The 17,378-nt window shown below is 40.9% G+C and carries 19 protein-coding genes; 15 read left to right on the top strand and 4 right to left on the bottom strand.

What is annotated here, in order from left to right; genetic code table 11:
- Positions 1 to 3: 3 nt before the first annotated feature.
- Together ACHBGV_RS02195 and ACHBGV_RS02190 are read left to right on the top strand one after the other, a co-directional pair.
- Positions 4 to 741 (top strand): YveK family protein, encoded by a 738-nt coding sequence (locus ACHBGV_RS02195; protein ID WP_394731455.1) that lies wholly within the window; start codon positions 4 to 6, stop codon positions 739 to 741.
- A gap of 17 nt (positions 742 to 758) precedes the next feature.
- A complete protein-coding gene (locus ACHBGV_RS02190; protein ID WP_394735562.1) occupies positions 759 to 1,502 on the top strand; it encodes a CpsD/CapB family tyrosine-protein kinase in 744 nt (247 codons plus the stop codon).
- Positions 1,503 to 1,560: 58 nt separating this feature from the next.
- On the opposite strand, the gene ACHBGV_RS02185 is transcribed toward ACHBGV_RS02190, so the two are convergent.
- Complete coding sequence (locus ACHBGV_RS02185; protein WP_394735561.1) at positions 1,561 to 2,505, bottom strand: glycosyltransferase family 2 protein; 945 nt, start codon at positions 2,503 to 2,505, stop codon at positions 1,561 to 1,563.
- 297 nt (positions 2,506 to 2,802) lie between these two features.
- Here ACHBGV_RS02185 and ACHBGV_RS02180 point away from each other — a divergent pair, with 297 nt between their 5' ends.
- Entirely contained in the window at positions 2,803 to 3,978 is a 1,176-nt protein-coding gene (locus ACHBGV_RS02180; protein WP_394735560.1) for a hypothetical protein, read from the top strand.
- Between the two features lie 75 nt (positions 3,979 to 4,053).
- Here ACHBGV_RS02180 and ACHBGV_RS02175 read toward each other — a convergent pair whose 3' ends face one another.
- On the bottom strand, positions 4,054 to 5,544 hold the full coding sequence (locus ACHBGV_RS02175; protein WP_172059281.1) for a hypothetical protein: 1,491 nt from the start codon (positions 5,542 to 5,544) through the stop codon (positions 4,054 to 4,056).
- 123 nt (positions 5,545 to 5,667) lie between these two features.
- Between ACHBGV_RS02175 and ACHBGV_RS02170 the strand changes: the two genes are divergently transcribed.
- The gene (locus tag ACHBGV_RS02170) at positions 5,668 to 6,063 is read left to right on the top strand and encodes a hypothetical protein (RefSeq protein WP_394735559.1); all 396 of its coding nucleotides are present in this window, start codon (positions 5,668 to 5,670) and stop codon (positions 6,061 to 6,063) included.
- A gap of 40 nt (positions 6,064 to 6,103) precedes the next feature.
- Here ACHBGV_RS02170 and ACHBGV_RS02165 read toward each other — a convergent pair whose 3' ends face one another.
- Positions 6,104 to 7,003 (bottom strand): glycosyltransferase family A protein, encoded by a 900-nt coding sequence (locus ACHBGV_RS02165; RefSeq protein WP_105110155.1) that lies wholly within the window; start codon positions 7,001 to 7,003, stop codon positions 6,104 to 6,106.
- A gap of 86 nt (positions 7,004 to 7,089) precedes the next feature.
- On the opposite strand from ACHBGV_RS02165, the gene ACHBGV_RS02160 reads away from it, so the two are divergent.
- The 5 genes from ACHBGV_RS02160 to ACHBGV_RS02140 all read left to right on the top strand — a co-directional run bounded on the left by ACHBGV_RS02160 (position 7,090) and on the right by ACHBGV_RS02140 (position 11,984).
- Positions 7,090 to 7,860 carry a glycosyltransferase family 2 protein gene (locus ACHBGV_RS02160; protein ID WP_394735558.1) on the top strand — a complete coding sequence of 257 codons (771 nt, stop codon included), beginning with the start codon at positions 7,090 to 7,092 and terminating at the stop codon, positions 7,858 to 7,860.
- Positions 7,861 to 7,862: 2 nt separating this feature from the next.
- A complete protein-coding gene (locus ACHBGV_RS02155; RefSeq protein WP_172059278.1) occupies positions 7,863 to 8,657 on the top strand; it encodes a hypothetical protein in 795 nt (264 codons plus the stop codon).
- Between the two features lie 8 nt (positions 8,658 to 8,665).
- Complete coding sequence (gene nth, locus ACHBGV_RS02150; protein ID WP_105110158.1) at positions 8,666 to 9,289, top strand: endonuclease III; 624 nt, start codon at positions 8,666 to 8,668, stop codon at positions 9,287 to 9,289.
- A gap of 284 nt (positions 9,290 to 9,573) precedes the next feature.
- Positions 9,574 to 10,557, top strand: a complete 984-nt coding sequence (gene guaC, locus ACHBGV_RS02145; protein ID WP_105160907.1) for a GMP reductase — start codon at positions 9,574 to 9,576, stop codon at positions 10,555 to 10,557.
- 83 nt (positions 10,558 to 10,640) lie between these two features.
- Positions 10,641 to 11,984: an MATE family efflux transporter gene (locus tag ACHBGV_RS02140; RefSeq protein ID WP_394735577.1), complete on the top strand. Its 1,344-nt coding sequence runs from the start codon at positions 10,641 to 10,643 to the stop codon at positions 11,982 to 11,984.
- 40 nt (positions 11,985 to 12,024) lie between these two features.
- Here the strand turns inward: ACHBGV_RS02140 and ACHBGV_RS02135 are convergent, their stop codons facing one another.
- Complete coding sequence (locus ACHBGV_RS02135; RefSeq protein WP_257117682.1) at positions 12,025 to 12,207, bottom strand: 4-oxalocrotonate tautomerase; 183 nt, start codon at positions 12,205 to 12,207, stop codon at positions 12,025 to 12,027.
- A 121-nt stretch (positions 12,208 to 12,328) separates the two neighbouring features.
- Between ACHBGV_RS02135 and ACHBGV_RS02130 the strand changes: the two genes are divergently transcribed.
- The 6 genes from ACHBGV_RS02130 (at position 12,329) to ACHBGV_RS02105 (ending at position 17,354) form a co-directional block, all read left to right on the top strand.
- Positions 12,329 to 13,657 carry an excalibur calcium-binding domain-containing protein gene (locus tag ACHBGV_RS02130; protein WP_172021450.1) on the top strand — a complete coding sequence of 443 codons (1,329 nt, stop codon included), beginning with the start codon at positions 12,329 to 12,331 and terminating at the stop codon, positions 13,655 to 13,657.
- A 20-nt stretch (positions 13,658 to 13,677) separates the two neighbouring features.
- Positions 13,678 to 13,890: a hypothetical protein gene (locus ACHBGV_RS02125; protein WP_394735557.1), complete on the top strand. Its 213-nt coding sequence runs from the start codon at positions 13,678 to 13,680 to the stop codon at positions 13,888 to 13,890.
- A 104-nt stretch (positions 13,891 to 13,994) separates the two neighbouring features.
- Positions 13,995 to 14,564 carry a thymidine kinase gene (locus ACHBGV_RS02120; RefSeq protein ID WP_105123339.1) on the top strand — a complete coding sequence of 190 codons (570 nt, stop codon included), beginning with the start codon at positions 13,995 to 13,997 and terminating at the stop codon, positions 14,562 to 14,564.
- A gap of 288 nt (positions 14,565 to 14,852) precedes the next feature.
- Positions 14,853 to 15,932: a peptide chain release factor 1 gene (gene prfA / locus ACHBGV_RS02115; protein WP_257117683.1), complete on the top strand. Its 1,080-nt coding sequence runs from the start codon at positions 14,853 to 14,855 to the stop codon at positions 15,930 to 15,932.
- The gene (prmC, locus tag ACHBGV_RS02110) at positions 15,932 to 16,765 is read left to right on the top strand and encodes a peptide chain release factor N(5)-glutamine methyltransferase (RefSeq protein WP_172096266.1); all 834 of its coding nucleotides are present in this window, start codon (positions 15,932 to 15,934) and stop codon (positions 16,763 to 16,765) included. Before prfA ends, prmC begins: the two co-directional genes overlap by 1 nt.
- Positions 16,752 to 17,354, top strand: coding sequence for an L-threonylcarbamoyladenylate synthase (locus tag ACHBGV_RS02105; RefSeq protein ID WP_394735556.1), 603 nt, complete (start codon positions 16,752 to 16,754; stop codon positions 17,352 to 17,354). Before prmC ends, ACHBGV_RS02105 begins: the two co-directional genes overlap by 14 nt.
- Positions 17,355 to 17,378: the final 24 nt, after the last annotated feature.

Genomic DNA, 17,378 nt, shown 5'->3' with positions numbered 1-17,378 from the left:
TTAATGAATAAACAGAGAGATGATTTCATAGATATTTTTGAGTTGATAGCACTTTTTAAGAAAAATATCGTGATCATTGCCATTGGTTCTCTCATTGGGGGAGCATTTATGGGATTATACGCTAGTTTGGCTGTTGCTCCCCAGTATGCATCTAGCGCTCAGTTGCTGGTTGCTCAGGATCCTATTGATGTTGGCAATCAGAATGCTTATGTCAGTGCGGCTAACTCAATCCGAACAAACCTTGAAATGATTCCGACCTATCGAGATATTCTTTTTGGTGTGCCTGTCTTGGGTAAGGTTGCAGATTCATTTGGTGGTAAATATCCGGCTTATTACTTGAAAGAGCGCTTGACCTTCACTCAGACAGAAGATTCTCAAGCCTTTGTAGTCAATTTGCGTATGGATGATGCTCAGGAAGCCCAGGCTGTACTTGAGGAAATTACAACGGTCTTTAGTGACACCTTGCAAGATATTTACAGTGAAGGATTTGGCAAGGTGGTCGTCCTCTCACCTGCTTCTTACAATGCCAATAAAGTTTCACCTAGTATTATCAAAAATGTCGTGACGGGTATTCTGGCAGGAATCTTCCTATCATTTGGCTTCATCATTTCTAGAAATCTATTTGATCAAACAGTGAAGAATGATGCCTACCTTCAGGCGCAGAACTTAACATTACTGACGGAATTATATGATATGACTGCTAGTGAAATCAGTAATGCCCATTATAAATTAGATAAATAGCATCTTAGAAAGTGAGTATGCTGATGTTTTTTGGAAGAAAAAGAAGACAAAGAGAACTAAATAAACAACAATTACAAGGGTCGCCACTGTATTCTGCAACCCAGCCAACTAGCTTAAATGCGGAACAAATCCGTGTGCTACGTACCAACTTGCAATATGCTCAGTTAAGTGGCAAAATTACTTCCATTGGAGTTACTTCGTCCATACCAGGTGAAGGTAAATCAACTGTTTCTGCTAACCTAGCCCACAGTTTAGCTGCGGCAGGTAATAAAGTACTGATTGTCGATGCTGATTTGCGAAAACCAACCGTTCACCGGACCTTTAAATTGTCCAATTTACGTGGATTGACTGACTTAGTGATTGACACAAAACAATCATTTGCAGATTTGTTAGACTATCCTGAAGATTTGGGAGTCTATGTCTTAACTTCGGGTGCTATCCCACCAAATCCAGCGGAATTATTATTATCTAATAATATAACAAGTCTGATGGAAGAATTAGAACATTCTTTTGATTTTGTTATCTATGATTTGCCTCCTGTCAACAGTGTGACGGATGCTCAGATTATGGCTCGAAAGGTCGATGGCATGATATTGGTGGTACGTCAAGGATATGTTCAGAAAAATGAATTGGAAAAAAGCTTGCGCTTGCTAAACAATGTCGATGCACAATTGCTTGGCTATGTCATGAACGATGTTCCTAAAGAGAACAAAGATACCTACCAGTATTATTATGGTCGGGAACAAGGTTCTCAGGATTAGAAAAATTAGATTGTAAAAAGAGTTGAGCATTGGCTCAACTCTTTTGTACATCAGCAGACTATCTAAATAGCAACAAGGAAATCATTCGACCCAGATAATAATTTGCTGGGAGTAAATAGACTTTGAGATAATAGCGGTGCCAGCTATATTCCTCTTTATAAAATGTTGGAATAAATGGGTTTTGTTTGTAGTTTAATTTTTCGAGCTCTGTCACAGCATCCTGATAGGCTGTTTTGTCACCGATTTTGACTGCATTAGCGACCATTTGAAGTAAATCTTCAATCATTTTGAAGGTGAAATAATCAGCATAGTCAGGATTACGTTGGCCCATAATGCGGCTATTTTCCATAGACTTGCGGTTGTTATCAGGATTAGGAGTGGTACTGAGCGAGCCTTGACGCGAACGGTAAATATAGAGTTTTTCGGGAACCGTTGTGATAGTGTTAGCAGCAATCATCAACTCGAAATAGATACCTTCACCCATACCCGATAGAAAACGAAAGTTCGTTTGGTCAATCAGTGTTCGAGCGACCATGCGAGCCGTGGGTTGTGTATTGTGATAGATGTCTTGCAGCCTCGCTTTCCCATAGATTGGCTTGTGCCAAACAGTTTTTTCGCGTCCATCAGATGAGAGAGTACCTGTGTCGCACAATACTAAATCAGCCTGATCTTTCTTGGCTTGCTGATAGAGTTTTTCAAACATATCTACCTTGACCAAGTCGTCTGAATCGACAAAGGCAACGAATTCGCCACTAGAAATATCTATGCCTTTATTGCGAGAATCGCCGACCCCCATATTTTCAGGTAGGTCAATCACAGTAACACGACTATCTTCTTGTTCAAACGATTTTAAAATCTCCAAAGAACGGTCTGTTGAACAATCATTGACCAAAATCAGTTCAATATCCTTCAAACTTTGTTGGAGAATGGATTGGATACATTCCGCGATATATTGTTCCGTATTGTAAACGGGTACGATAATAGAAACTTTAGGCGCTACCATATTTTATCTATTCCTTTCTGTCTGCTACTATTATAGCACAGAGGAGCCTGTTATCCGTGGTTGGGCACTTTTAAAATGGGGATTTTGTGTTCGAGAATATCTATTATTTCTATTTTTGAAATCGAGGTGTTATAATATGGTGTTAGTAAATATTATCAGACGAAGGAAGAGAAATGATTAGAGAAGTAGGAGTACATAAATTGTACGAACGCCGGAAAGAACAGGATATGGGAGGGCCACAATCGATGTTTCTACAACAATCTTGTAGGGAAAAACTTGTGTTATGGGTAAACAGGTATGGAGAATAATACCTTCAATAAGTGGAGTGTCATTTTCTTTTATGTCTCGATTAGCATCTATCCCCTCAGTATGGTGATGGCGACGGCCTTACAACGGCTGGGATTTGCCTATCTCGCGAGCAAAAGCATCTTTTTCTTCTATGCGCTTATTTATCTATTTGCTTTTGTTATCTTTGTGCGTTTCCCTTTGTCCATGAAACGGCTGACGAGTTTATATTTCATCTATCTCTTGTATATTATTTTGTATTTGACCAGTAATCGATTTGTCAAAAGGACTTTTACAGGGGTTGAGATGGTGATGATTTACACCTTTTATTTACCTTATGCGGTCTTGATTTTATCTCGAATAACTGATTTTTCCTATCTCTTTACCAGCAAGTTCATAGAATATATGAATTATGTGATTATTGTCAGTGCTTTTATCGCAAAATATGTCTTTCATAATGCGACGAATTACATGCCATATTCCTATAACTTGTTACCGATTTGGCTGTTGTTTGTCTTTAATTTTATTCATCGCCCAAGCCTGTTGAAAGCAGGCATTGCGATTGTTATGTTGCTAGAAGGTGTTATTTATGGGGCGCGTGGTCCCTTGATTTGGTTGGCAGTGGGTGGTTTCCTGTGTTTGTTCATAGATTTGATTGAAAAAAAAGTCCTGCGTCACCTAACCTTAAAAACCTTCTTACAAATTTTCTCTGGTATAGGTCTGTTCGCAGGAATTTTTCTTTTTCTCAGACGGGTACTTGCTTCTGTTCATATAGAAGGATCCTATATCCTCAATCGAATCAATCAAGGGATTATTGGAGAGAGTACGGGACGTAATTTTATGATAGAGACGGCTATCGTGCATTTGAAAATCATGGGTGGGGAAATCAACGGTGTCTTTTTTGACAGAACCTTGATGCCGGATGGTCTGTATGTCCATAACTTTATCTTGGAAACCTATCTGAGCTTTGGTTGGGTTTTGGGGACAATGATCTTGCTCTTTCTCGTTTATTTTATCGGCACAACCTTTTTCCGAGCATCTATGACCAATAAGAAAGTTGTCGTTTTTGCAGTCTCAGCCTTCTTTTTGAAATTCTTTGTAACGGGGAGTATGTATGGAGATTATAGTTTCATCATCATGCTTTCAGTAGTCTATGCTGTTTATCGGCAAGAGATGTGGAAGGATTAAATCTACCTTAGCGTAGCCATATAGAAAAATACCATACTAGATGGACAAACTTGTCTTGAACTAGTATGGTATTTCTTATGCTGGCAGTTTTCGTTTTAAAAAGTCAAATAATTCTTTCCGAGAGAAAGCATAATTGATAATCAAACTGATAATGGTTGTGACAAGGATACTGATGCTGCCAAAGACAATCCAACCGACAATGGAACCAATACTTCCAGTAAATGGAAGGAGCAGGAGGTTGGACAAGGTAAAGATAGCCGCATCCATCAGTAATTGTTTAGAGATTGAAACGGGTTGACCTGTAATGATAAAACGGTAGGTATACCAGATATAATAGGCCAGACTGAAGGTTTGTGAAACAGCTGTACCGATGGCAACGCCAACAATGTTTAAAGGTACAACTAACATCAGAGAAATCGCTAAGTTTAAGATAGCTTCGGTATAGGTTCCAAACTGTGTTTTCTTAAATTCTCCGCTAGCGAAAACCAAGGTCCGGTAAGGCAAACGAATAGCGTAGAGAAGAAGGGAAATCGTCATGATATAGCCAAATAAAGGCTGGTTATAGTTGGCATCGGTCACCTTATCCGTATAGAGAAGGATGAATGGCGTCACCAATTGAAAGGTTGTCGCAAGGACAATGGTTGAACCAGTATGTAAGAGCCATTCTAACTTTCTAAATTGCCGAAAGAGAAGTTGGTGATCGTCCAAATGTAGGGCACGCCCAAGAAAGGGACGCAAGCCACTGGTTGCTGCATTGAGAAAAGTTTTAATTCCCTGAAAGACCGTGTTATAAATCGCATAGACAGATACACTGTTCAAGCTTGAGAACATAGAAAGGATGACAATATCGGTACTTTCTTGAACAGTATAGGCGATATGCTGACCAATTCCATACCATTGTTGGTTGATTTTAAAGTTTTTATCAATTCCTTGCTTGGAAATATGGTAATGCTTGTGGACGTAGTAACTGATAGAGATTGGTGGGATTATAAAGACCAATGCTGAAACGAATTTAACTAGAAATACAGTTTGTCCCTGTTTAATGAGAAACATGGAAAGTAAGAGATTGGCAATATTGGTCAATCCTTGTAAGATTTCCTTGATATAGGCTTTTTGATCAGAGCCTAAAATGATTTGACTGGTGATGCCAACAAAAAATTGAAGGAGATGCGACAGAGAAAGAATAGCAATCAGACTCATTATTTGTTGCTGTGAGAAATGGCTGGACAGTACCTGAGGGAGAAAGAGGCAGAGCGCACCGACATAAACGATTAAAAAGAGTCCAATCTTATTGAAAAATTGCTGAGACTTATAATAAATGGTGGACAGCTTCCCATAATCTTGGTCCAACAATGGTTTATACATAGCAGCTTGGACGACAGTTCCCATTCCCATATCCAATAGGCTAATCAAGGTCAGATATTGAGTAATACTGGACATGAGCCCATTGACTTCTGAACCATAAGCTGTGATGAAAAGCCGAGGGAGAATTAAACTACAGACGATTGAAATACATTTGTTCAAAAGGGAAATAATCCCGTTGATTTTCAGTGATTTTGTATTCATTCCAAGCCTTTCCTTGTGAATTTTTCGGTAACATTTTTTGAAAAATAAAACCATTTTTGGTAGAATGATGCGAAGGGTTTCATAATTTTAAAAGGAAATAGTGATGGTGTCTATGTTGACTTAATGGTTGCAGCGAATCAGATCACCAGTGTCCACGAGCAAATGTACACCTATCGTATTTGTGCAAATTCGCTCAGTTCAGATTTCCGAGTAAAGAATATTCTCGAATCAGTTGCTTCCTGCGAGCTTTTGCTTAAAAATTGCAAGAATCATAAAGAGTATTATGAATTTAAATTGATTGAGGCGCTCTTGCAATTATTGATGGTTTCCATCAAAGAAAACAATAAAGAAACCTATCAATCTGCTAAAGCATACCTGAAAAGATTGGATTTCAGAAAGAACAAATACTTGTATAGTCTCTTAAAAAATGAGCATTCTTATCCTGTTTGTCTTGCTATTTTGTATCTACTGCCAACCAATTATCAGCTGTCAGCCCTCTTGCTTGGTTTTGTTTCCTGAGAACCTGTATTTACAACTTGTGAACACAGATTCTAAGTTTTTACTTTATTTTATTTTTTAGGTTAATAAAACCACGAAGGGCTTGCCACCCAAAACAAGAAACAAGGAGATAGATAGCTGCAAGTGGAGTTGGTTGGATACGCAGTGACTGCCACAGATGATGGCGTACTTGACCAATGTCTCTCAAACCATAGTAGCGCAGAGCTAGATAATATTCCTGGTAGCTAGCTAGTTTTCTCTCAGGCACGAGTTTTAGTCTGCTATTTATCTCGGCAGCACGTTTGGAAACAACCTGATAACCTTGAATGACCTTGTTGCTGTTTTTTGAAATGCTGTCATCTTGAATTTCATAGACAACTAGGTCTTCCAAAATCTTATAGCCCTTGGAAACTTCTAGGAGTTTTAAAAAGAGATCCCAATCTTGACAGCTTAATAAGCTGTTATCCAAGCCACCAATCTGTAGGAACAAGGATTTTTTTACCATCAAGGTTGAGAAACCACCGAGATTATTTTGTAAAATAGTATCTCCAACATTCAGAAGTCCTTCCGATGGTACATGGATAGCAGTTGAGCCAAATCCAGTCACGACAAATCCTACTTCGGGATATTTTCGGAAGATAAGTTCTTGTTTTTCTAACTTACTTGGCAAGAAATAGTCATCGGAATCCAGAAAGGCAATCAATTCACCTTTAGCTAGCTCAACGCCCTTATTGCGACAAACATTAGCGCCACTATTTTCAGCTAATTGGTGTACAATAAGCTGAGGGATTTGCTCCTGCAATTGCTTTAGGACAGCTAGTGAGTCATCTGTCGAAAAGTCATCCACAACAATAATTTCCCAATTGGAGTAGGTTTGACTAATGACACTTTTGAGGACTTCTTGCAGTAGATGACCTCTATTGTAGTTGGGAATAACTACTGAAATTAATGGTAAAGACATTTTGTTTTTTTCCTTCTCGTCTATTATCGCTATTAATATTACTATAATAGATACTAATTTTCAAATATATTTGCTGAGGATATGCAATGAATAAAGACCTATCTCGTCCATTGGTTAGCGTAATTATACCCATGTATAATGCGGCTGACTATATTACTGAGACAATTAACTCTGTTTTAAAACAAACCTATCAGAATTATGAAATTATCGTGGTAGACGATTGCTCGACAGACCAGTCTGTTGTCCTTGTTAAAGAGATGATGACTTGGGTACCCGATTTGAATCTCTTGGAGAATCCCACTAATTCAGGGGTGGCAATATCTAGGAATAAAGGGGTAGCAGCGGCGCATGGTCGCTATATTTGCTTCTTAGACGCAGATGACCTTTGGTTGCCAACAAAATTAGAAAAGCAACTTGCCTTCGCAGAAGCAAACGGTCATGCTTTTACATTTACAGCCTACCAATTTGCTGACGAAAACGGTACAAGTTTAAACAAAATAGTCAAAGTTCCTGCTAAAATCTCTTACCAGGAATCGCTACGCAATCACACGATTTTCACTTCAACCGTTATGCTGGATTTACACCAGTTGACAAAAGAGCAGATTGCGATGCCTGATGTCCGTAGAGGACAGGATACTGCTACTTGGTGGAAGATACTGAAAGTTACAGGTTACGCTTATAGCTTACCTGAAGCTCTGTCTATCTACCGCCGCGTCAAATCTTCCTTATCTGCAAACAAACTAAAGGCCATCAAACGGACATGGTATCTATTTAGAAAAGTAGAAGGTCTATCCTTAATTCAAACGATTATTCCCTTCATTGGGTATGCCTATAACGCTGTGAAGAGGAGGATATAGGAATGGTTGTATTAGTAGCAACAGTGGATAATCACAATGTAGACAAATTACTTGAGACGATGAATTTAACATCTGTTGTCACGATTATTGTTAATCAGTATCGGTCAGGTCGTGAGCAGTCTGAATTGGTAACAAAAGAGCGTTCGACCATACTGCATTCCAATCGTTTGGGCTTGAGTGCCAGTAGAAACGATGCTCTTGCCCTAGCACCTGAGCATGCGATTTGTCAAATTGCAGATGATGACATGGTTTTTGTCGATAACTACCAGGAGATTGTGGCTGAGGCCTATCAGGAATTTCCAGATGCGGATGTGATTGTCTTTTATGTAGACAATGAGGTGGCAACCTTGGCCAAGAAACCATTGAAAAAAGGAAGAATTTATCATCTTGGGGCAATGAGAACCTCTTCTGTGCAGATTAGCTTTAAAAAATCTAGTATATTACAAAAAGGAATTGTGTTTGATGAACGGTTTGGAATTGGGGCCAAATATGGCTCGGGTGAAGAAAATATTTTATTATTCGATGCTCTTCGCAAGGGATTGAAAATTTATAGTTATCCTGTCAAAATTGCAACTTTGATAGATGCTAGAGCTTCTTATTGGGATCGGTCTAATTCACCAGAATTTTGTCGAAAAAAAGGTGCAATCTTCAAGCGGATGACAGCCAACTGGTATTGGTTATTGATTCTGCAATTTGCCATACGAAAACGAAAAATGATGCTACCAGAAATAAAAATAGCGGACAATATTCGCTATATGTTCCAAGGAGCAAGAGAATTTTCAAGAAATAAGGACTAGAGGTTTACATGGTATTATCAAAAAAACGTGCACGAAAAGTGATTGAAGAAATTATTGCCCTCTATCCAGATGCCAAGCCAAGTTTGGATTTTAGAAATCATTTTGAACTGCTGGTAGCGGTCATGTTGTCTGCTCAGACGACAGATGCGGCGGTCAATAAGGCAACACCTGCCTTGTTTGAGGCCTATCCAACACCAGAGGCTATGGCAGCAGCCGAGGTCAAAGACATTGAGCCCTATATTTCACGCTTGGGTCTTTACCGTAACAAGGCTAAATTCCTCAAAGAATGCGCCCAGCAGTTGTTGGATCAATTTGACGGTGTAGTTCCACAGACACGCGAGGAATTGGAAAGTTTGGCTGGAGTAGGCCGCAAGACCGCCAACGTCGTCATGAGTGTCGGCTTTGGCATCCCAGCTTTTGCGGTGGATACGCATGTCGGTCGCATCTGCAAACACCATGATATTGTTAAAAAATCCGCTACGCCACTGGAAACAGAAAAACGGGTCATGGAAGTTTTGCCACCAGAACTCTGGCTCCCAGCCCATCAGGCCATGATTTATTTTGGACGGGAAGTCTGCCATCCGAAAAATCCAGAATGTGCAAAATTTCCGCAGTTATATGAATTTGATTAAAAAATCTTCAATTTTTGGAGATTTTTTTGATTGTTAGGACAATTTCATTCAGAAAACAAGAATGATTTTTTGAATTTGTTCTAAAATATTCTCAAAAATCGAATAATACGAATGAAGTGACGTTTTAAATGTTGGATAATTGAGAATAAGCGAACGTTAATCATCTGCATGGCTTTATATTTGACAAAAACCAAACGATAGTATATAATTTATTCTGTAAGTTGATTTAAAAACGAAAAAACAATGTATTTTTCGTAAGATTGTTCAGAAAATGAGGTAAAGCTATGTACAACGAAATGCCGGTATTTGACTATGAGGATATTCAGTTAATTCCCAACAAGTGTATCATCAACAGCCGCTCTGAGGCGGATACGACGGTGACTTTGGGCAAGTACAGTTTCAAACTTCCTGTAGTTCCAGCCAATATGCAGACCATTATTGATGAGGATGTAGCGGAGATGCTGGCTAAGGACGGTTATTTCTACATTATGCACCGTTTTGACGAAGAAGGACGCATTCCCTTTATCAAACGGATGCATGACCAAGGTTTGATTGCTTCTATTTCGGTCGGTGTCAAAGACTACGAATATGATTTTGTGACTAGCTTGAAAAACGATGTGCCCGAATTTATCACCATTGACATTGCGCATGGTCATGCGGATAGTGTCATCAAGATGATCAAGCATATTAAAAAAGAGTTGCCAGAGACATTTGTTATCGCAGGAAATGTTGGGACGCCTGAAGCGGTTCGTGAGTTGGAGAATGCGGGTGCTGACGCAACCAAGGTCGGCATTGGTCCGGGTAAAGTATGTATTACTAAGGTTAAGACAGGTTTTGGTACAGGTGGTTGGCAGCTGGCAGCCCTTCGTTGGTGTGCTAAAGCGGCTCGTAAACCCATTATTGCGGATGGTGGTATCCGTACGCATGGTGACATTGCCAAATCCATCCGTTTCGGTGCCAGCATGGTCATGATTGGTTCCCTCTTTGCAGGGCATATTGAAAGTCCGGGTAAAACCATTGAAGTGGACGGCGAGAAATTCAAAGAATACTACGGATCGGCCTCTGAATATCAAAAAGGTGCTTATAAAAATGTAGAAGGCAAGAAAATTCTCCTGCCAGCTAAGGGGCATCTCAAGGATACTTTGGTGGAAATGGAACAGGACCTGCAGTCATCCATTTCTTACGCAGGTGGTCGTGATTTGAACAGCCTGCGCCATGTGGACTATGTCGTCGTGAAAAATTCCATCTGGAACGGCGATTCGATTTAATTTATGTTTGTAATGAAATAGAGGACTTGCAGTGCAGGTCCTTTTCTTGATACAATAGATTGACTAAGATTAAAGGACCGATTATGTATCCAACTAAAACAATAAAAGAAAAGTTTCTTCTCTTTCTAAAAATTTTTCTGCCGATTTTGATTTATCAATTTGCTAACTTTTCGGCTTCTTTCATCGATACCATGATGACGGGACAGTTTAGTACCCTTGATTTGGCGGGTGTTTCTATGGCGACCAGTTTGTGGAACCCATTTTTCTCCTTTTTGACAGGGATTGTGTCGGCTTTGGTTCCCATTATCGGCCATCATCTGGGCAAGGGCGATAAGAACAAGATTCGCGAAGAATTTCACCAGTTTGTCTATTTGTCTGGCTTTTTGGCCTTAATTTTGTATATCTTGGTCTTTGTTTTTGCTAGGCCTATTTTGAGCTGGCTGGGCTTAGAGGTTGAAGTTGCAGGAGTTGCTCTGTTCTATCTCTACTATATTTCCATTGGCATCCCGCCTTTTCTCATCTTCAGCGTCTGCCGGTCCTTTTTCGATGCTCTCGGTCTGACCCGACTGTCCATGTACCTCATGTTGCTCCTGGTTCCCTTTAACACCCTCTTTAACTATTTCTTGATTTATGGGAAATTGGGCCTGCCGGCCCTGGGCGGATCAGGTGCTGGACTTGGGACTGCTTTGGCTTATTGGGCAGTCTTAGCAGTGGTTGTCCTGGTCATGAGGAAAAATAAGCAGATTGCATCCTACCAAGTGTGGGACTGGACATCCTTTAATCCTGCCATACTCAAAGAAGGAGTAAAAATCGGTCTTCCCATCGGTCTACAGGTTTTCGCAGAAGTAGCCATTTTTGCAGTGGTCGGGCTCTACATGTCCAAATATTCTGCGCAGACCATTGCGGCCCACCAGGCAGCTATGAATTTTGCGACTCTCATGTATGCTTTCCCGCTCAGCATTTCCATGGCCCTGCCTATTCTGGTTTCCTACGAACACGGGGCAAAACGCCTGAAAGATGTCCAGCAGTACAGTCTGATTGGCCGCTTGACAGCCGTTCTCTTTGCCAGTCTGACCTTGACTTTCCTTTATTTTAATCGGGAAATGGTAGCAGGTCTTTATGGTATAGAACCTGAATTTATCGCCTTAACATCTGACTTCCTGGTCTTTGCCCTCTTTTTCCAACTGGCAGATGCCTTTACAGCACCGATTCAGGGGATTTTACGGGGCTACAAGGACACCACCTTTCCCTTTGTGCTAGGCCTAGTGTCCTACTGGTCCATGACCTTCCCTATTGCCTGGTTGCTGGATAGTCTGACGGACTTGGGACCAAAAGCTTACTGGATTGGCTTGATTGTCGGGATATTCACCTGCGGGATTTCCTTGAATCTACGCTTACGATATATTGTAAAAAAAGATAAGCAATAAGCAAAAAGCTGACTGGAAAGAAGACAAGTCAGCTTTTTGCTTATTTGCATTTCATTTCACCATGCGGGAAATAAGTTCCCTCTTTCATGTCGTTAATAAAGACATGGATAGCTTCCTTCGGGGCGTTGGTATTACGCGAAACAACCTCTGTCACCTCACGAGCTAGGGCAATTTTTTGCTCCTCAGTGCGACCTTCAAATAAATCAATACGTACAAATGGCATATAAATTCTCCTTTTTGTTGAATATTTTATCACAGTAAAAAAATTATTCAAGTATTTTATAAATAATTGCAATTTTATCCTTTGTTCTATATAATAATATTGTGAAAGAAAGGAGATAGATATGCTAGGTAAGATTAAAAATCAAGGTAAAATCAGAAAGATTTTCAACAGAAAAACAGCTACTGTAGCAGGTGGTTTGCTGGTAGCAAGTGTTGCAGGAATTCAATTGACGACTGCTGAGTTGCCGGCGAAAGAACAAGTTTACGGCCAACCTATTGAAAAAGTTCTACAAATCTATAAAGAGGCTGGATTTGAAAATATCAAGGAAAGTTTAAAAATTGCAGATTTAGAGTACGGAAAAATTGATGAAAGTAGTAAGGTAGAAGTTGTTCTTGTTGATGGCGAAGAATGGAAAGAAGGGACTGCCTCAAAAAATGTACCGATTTCCATATCTTATCATGCCCCAAAAGATGATGCGGTTGAATTAAGCAATCTTTCCTATCCTGGAAATGTCACTGAGCTTGAAAAAGAGTTGACAGAGGCAGGGTTTGACAATATTGAGCTATCTTCTGTTATGTTGTTGGCAGATGGAAATAATGACAAGCACGATCAAGTAGAGAATTTGGAAATTGGTCTCTATTCCTATCAGAAAGGCTACTTTTATTCGACAAGTCTTCCTGTCAAAGTAACTTATTTTGATGCTAGCAAGGACAATTTGAAATTTCCACAGGATGCTTTGGAGACTAAAAATAAGGCAGATTTAGAAAAATCCCTGACTGAAGTCGGATTTACACAGGTAAAGTGGGATAAAATTGAAGAAAAGGACAAATCAAAACACGGGACCATCCGCGATATTACAGTAGATGGTGAGAAACTAAGACTAGATACCAAGCAAGATATTATCTTAAAAAAAGCAACGCCAATCGTCATCAGTTACTATGATTTTTCAAACTTTGCTGAAGTACCTAAGAATATTTCAAATGCAACAGTAGAAAAAAATAAGGAGTTATTTACTGCTGCGGGCTTCACTCAGATTTCCGAAGTTGCTACCGAAACAGATGATATCAGTAAAAATGGTCAGGTGAGCGTTATTGAAATAGATGGGAAGGCTTGGGATTCCCAGAAGGATACTGTTTATAAGAAAAATAGCAAGGTTGTCATCAAATACTGGAATGCTGAGAAGGCTATCGCAGAAAAGGCTCGTAAAGAGGAGGAAGAGCGCCAGGCGGCTGAGGCCAAACGAATTGCTGAGGAGCGAGCTGCAGCCCAGGCTCAAGCGGCGGCTCAATCACAAGGTCAAATCCATGGTTTTGCGCAAGCACCTGCGAGCAATGTTTACTATCCGAACTGTAAGGCAGCGAGAGCAGCAGGAGCAGCTCCGGTCTATCAAGGTCAACCTGGTTATGGAAGTCACCTAGACAGAGATGGCGACGGAATTGGTTGCGAGTAGATAAAACAGGAGGGACTGTTTTGAAACCTGCATACCGCATCATCTTAGCTTTGTTACTAGGTATATTTACCCTTGATCTTGCAATGGCAGTGTTTCCAATCAGCACCATCATCGGACCCATCCTGGTAACCATAACATTGTTTTCTGCTATTTACACCATCCTGGTTCTCTATAAATGGAAGCCCAAATGGGGTGAGATGCTATTAGAGTTGGTTTTAAATTTATTCATGTGACCATGATTTCCAAACAAGCTCAACTGGGCTTGTTTTTCTCTTTCCCATAATAGTGATTTTATGGTAGAATGGAGGGAGTGAAATTTTAGAACGGAAGAGGAAAAATGGCTCAATTATACTATAAATACGGTACCATGAACTCTGGTAAGACCATTGAAATTCTCAAGGTAGCCCACAACTACGAGGAGCAGGGAAAACCCGTTGTCATTATGACTTCGGCACTGGATACCCGTGATGCTTTCGGAATCGTTTCTAGCCGAATTGGCATGAGAAGAGATGCGGTGGCCATTGACGACCAGATGGATGTATTTGGTTATATTGAGAAAATGGACCCGCTTCCTTATTGTGTCCTCATCGACGAGGCTCAGTTTCTCCGACGTCATCACGTCTATGACCTGGCCCGTGTGGTAGACGAACTCGGTGTGCCAGTTATGGCCTTCGGTCTTAAAAATGATTTTAGAAATGAATTGTTTGAAGGCTCGAAACATTTGTTACTCTTGTCGGACAAGATTGAAGAAATCAAAACCATTTGCCAATATTGTTCTAAAAAAGCGACAATGGTTTTGAGAACGCAGGATGGCAAACCGACCTACGAGGGAGAGCAAATACAAATCGGAGGCAACGAAACCTATATCCCAGTTTGCCGCAAACATTATTTTTCGCCAGAAATTTAGCCATTTTGAATCATAAAAAGAAATATGGAATTACAAATCTGTCCATATTTAGAGATCGGAATGGAACACGCATATAAGATAACTAGAAGTGTGTTCCTTCCAAATTTTAAGAAAGGAACTGAATTCGGGCTACGAACTGTGCCTGTTTCTTGACCTACATATTACAGAAAGGAATCGAACACGCCCTACAAGCTGTGTCAAAAAGATAATTTCTCCAAGTGTTTGTAACACTTGGCCGAAATTCCTATTTTGACTGTGCTTGTTTAACGGGCTTTGTATCTTAATTTTATGAACATCTACGATCAATTACAGGCGGTGGAAGATCGCTACGAGGAACTTGGTGAATTGTTGTCTGACCCTGATGTGGTCAGCGATACCAAGCGTTTTATGGAGTTGTCTAAGGAAGAAGCGGCAACTCGTGATACAGTAACAGCCTACCGCGAATACAAGACTGTACTTCAAAACATTATCGATGCAGAAGAAATGATTAAAGAATCTTCTGGCGATAGCGACTTGGAAGAAATGGCCAAGGAAGAACTCAAACAAGCCAAGGCTGACAAAGAAACCTATGAAGAGAAATTAAAAATCCTTCTCTTACCAAAAGACCCCAACGATGACAAGAACATTATCTTGGAAATTCGTGGTGCAGCTGGTGGTGATGAGGCCGCACTTTTTGCTGGCGATTTGTTGACCATGTACCAAAAATACGCAGAAAGCCAAGGCTGGCGCTTTGAAGTAATGGAGGCCACTTACAACGGCGTCGGTGGTATCAAAGAAGTCGTGGCTATGGTTTCTGGTCAATCCGTTTATTCAAAACTCAAGTACGAGTCAGGTGCTCATCGGGTTCAACGGGTTCCTGTAACGGAAAGCCAAGGCCGTGTCCACACTTCGACAGCAACTGTCCTAATTATGCCAGAAGTAGAAGAAGTGGAATATGACATCGATCCAAAAGACCTTCGTGTCGACATTTACCATGCCTCTGGTGCTGGTGGTCAGAACGTCAACAAGGTGGCGACTGCCGTTCGTATCGTTCACTTGCCGACCAACATTAAGGTCGAAATGCAGGAAGAGCGTACCCAGCAAAAGAACCGTGACAAGGCTATGAAAATCATCCGAGCGCGTGTGGCTGACCATTTTGCCCAAATTGCCCAAGACGAGCAAGATGCTGAGCGCAAGTCAACCATCGGCACTGGTGACCGTTCGGAGCGGATTCGTACTTACAACTTCCCGCAAAACCGTGTGACCGACCACCGTATCGGTCTTACCCTGCAAAAACTGGACACCATTTTGTCTGGTAAGATGGATGAGGTTGTCGATGCCTTGGTACTCTATGATCAAACGCAAAAACTGGAAGAGCTGAATAAGTAATGACATACGCCCAACTTTTTTCTGTCTATGAGGCAGAGCTTTTGGCAGTGGGAGAGGAGCCTGAGAGCCTCTCTTTTGTCTATCGAGGTCTGAAAAATCTTGATCTGACCGCCTTTGTCTTGCTACTTCGTCAAGAAGTGTCGGCTGAGGAGCGGGATGTAATCGAGCAGATTTTTCAGCAGCTCAAAGCGCATCAGCCAGCTCAGTACATCCTAGGTTACGAGGACTTTCACGGATTGCGTTTCAAGGTGGACGAGCGGGTGCTTATTCCGAGACCGGAGACAGAGGAGTTGGTTGATTTGGTTTTGTCGGAAAATAGCAGAGCTAATTTACGAGTGTTGGACATTGGAGCTGGCAGCGGTGCTATTGCAGTTTCTCTTGCTCATGCTAGAGCAGATTGGGATGTAGCTGCAGTAGATATTTCACCCGACGCACTGACTTTAGCCCAGGAAAATGCTGAGCGCAACAAGGTTGACGTCCAGTTTATCCTGTCCGATTTGTTTGAAAATATTTCTGGAACCTTTGACATCATCGTCTCCAATCCGCCCTATATTTCGCCAGATGATAAGGCTGAGGTCGGGCTAAATGTCCTTGCATCAGAGCCACATGTAGCGCTCTTTGCAGAAGAAGATGGCTTGGCTATCTATCGAAATATCATTGAGCAAGCTGGTCAATTTTTGACTAATAATGGAAAAATCTACTTTGAAATTGGCTACAAACAAGGGCAGCAGGTGTCTGATTTGCTGCGTCAGCATTTCCCAGAAAAAAATGTCCGAGTACTGAAGGACCAGTTTGGCCAGGATAGAAAGGTGGTTGCTGATGATAATGGATAAATTCCGAACAATTCTTGAAAACGACGGTGCAGTCATTATGCCGACGGAGACCGTCTACGGGCTTTTTGCCAAGGCCCTGTCGGAAACTGCTGTTAATTATGTTTATGAACTCAAGCGACGCCCGCGCGATAAGGCTATGAACCTAAATGTGTCAAACCTGAACGATATCCATTATTTTAGTCAAAATCCTCCCTTTTTTCTTGAAAAAGTGTATAATAGTTTTATGCCTGGTCCCCTAACAATTATCCTAAAAGCGAACAATAATGTTCCTGTTTGGATAAATTCAGGTCTGGCAACTGTAGGTTTTCGGGTGCCAAAGCACGAAATAACCTTACAATTGATAAACATGATTGGCCCTCTCATTGGTCCATCTGCTAATTTATCAGGAAAAGAAAGCGGAAGATATTTCCAGGATATTCAGGCCCAGTTTTCTCAAGAGCTGGTAGGCTTTGAGGATGATCAAGCCCTGACTGGTGTAGATTCGACCATTTTGGACCTTTCTGGTCAGCAAGCACGAATTTTGCGTCAAGGTGCCATCACCAAGGAAGAAATTTTGGCTGCTGTACCTGAAATTGAATTTGCAGATTGACCCACGTCTAACCATAAAATAGGA

Origin of the sequence: Streptococcus sp. A34 (assembly GCF_043674115.1) — a bacterium.
Classification (GTDB): domain Bacteria; phylum Bacillota; class Bacilli; order Lactobacillales; family Streptococcaceae; genus Streptococcus; species Streptococcus suis_V.
This window is presented reverse-complemented; position numbering and strand designations above follow the sequence as displayed.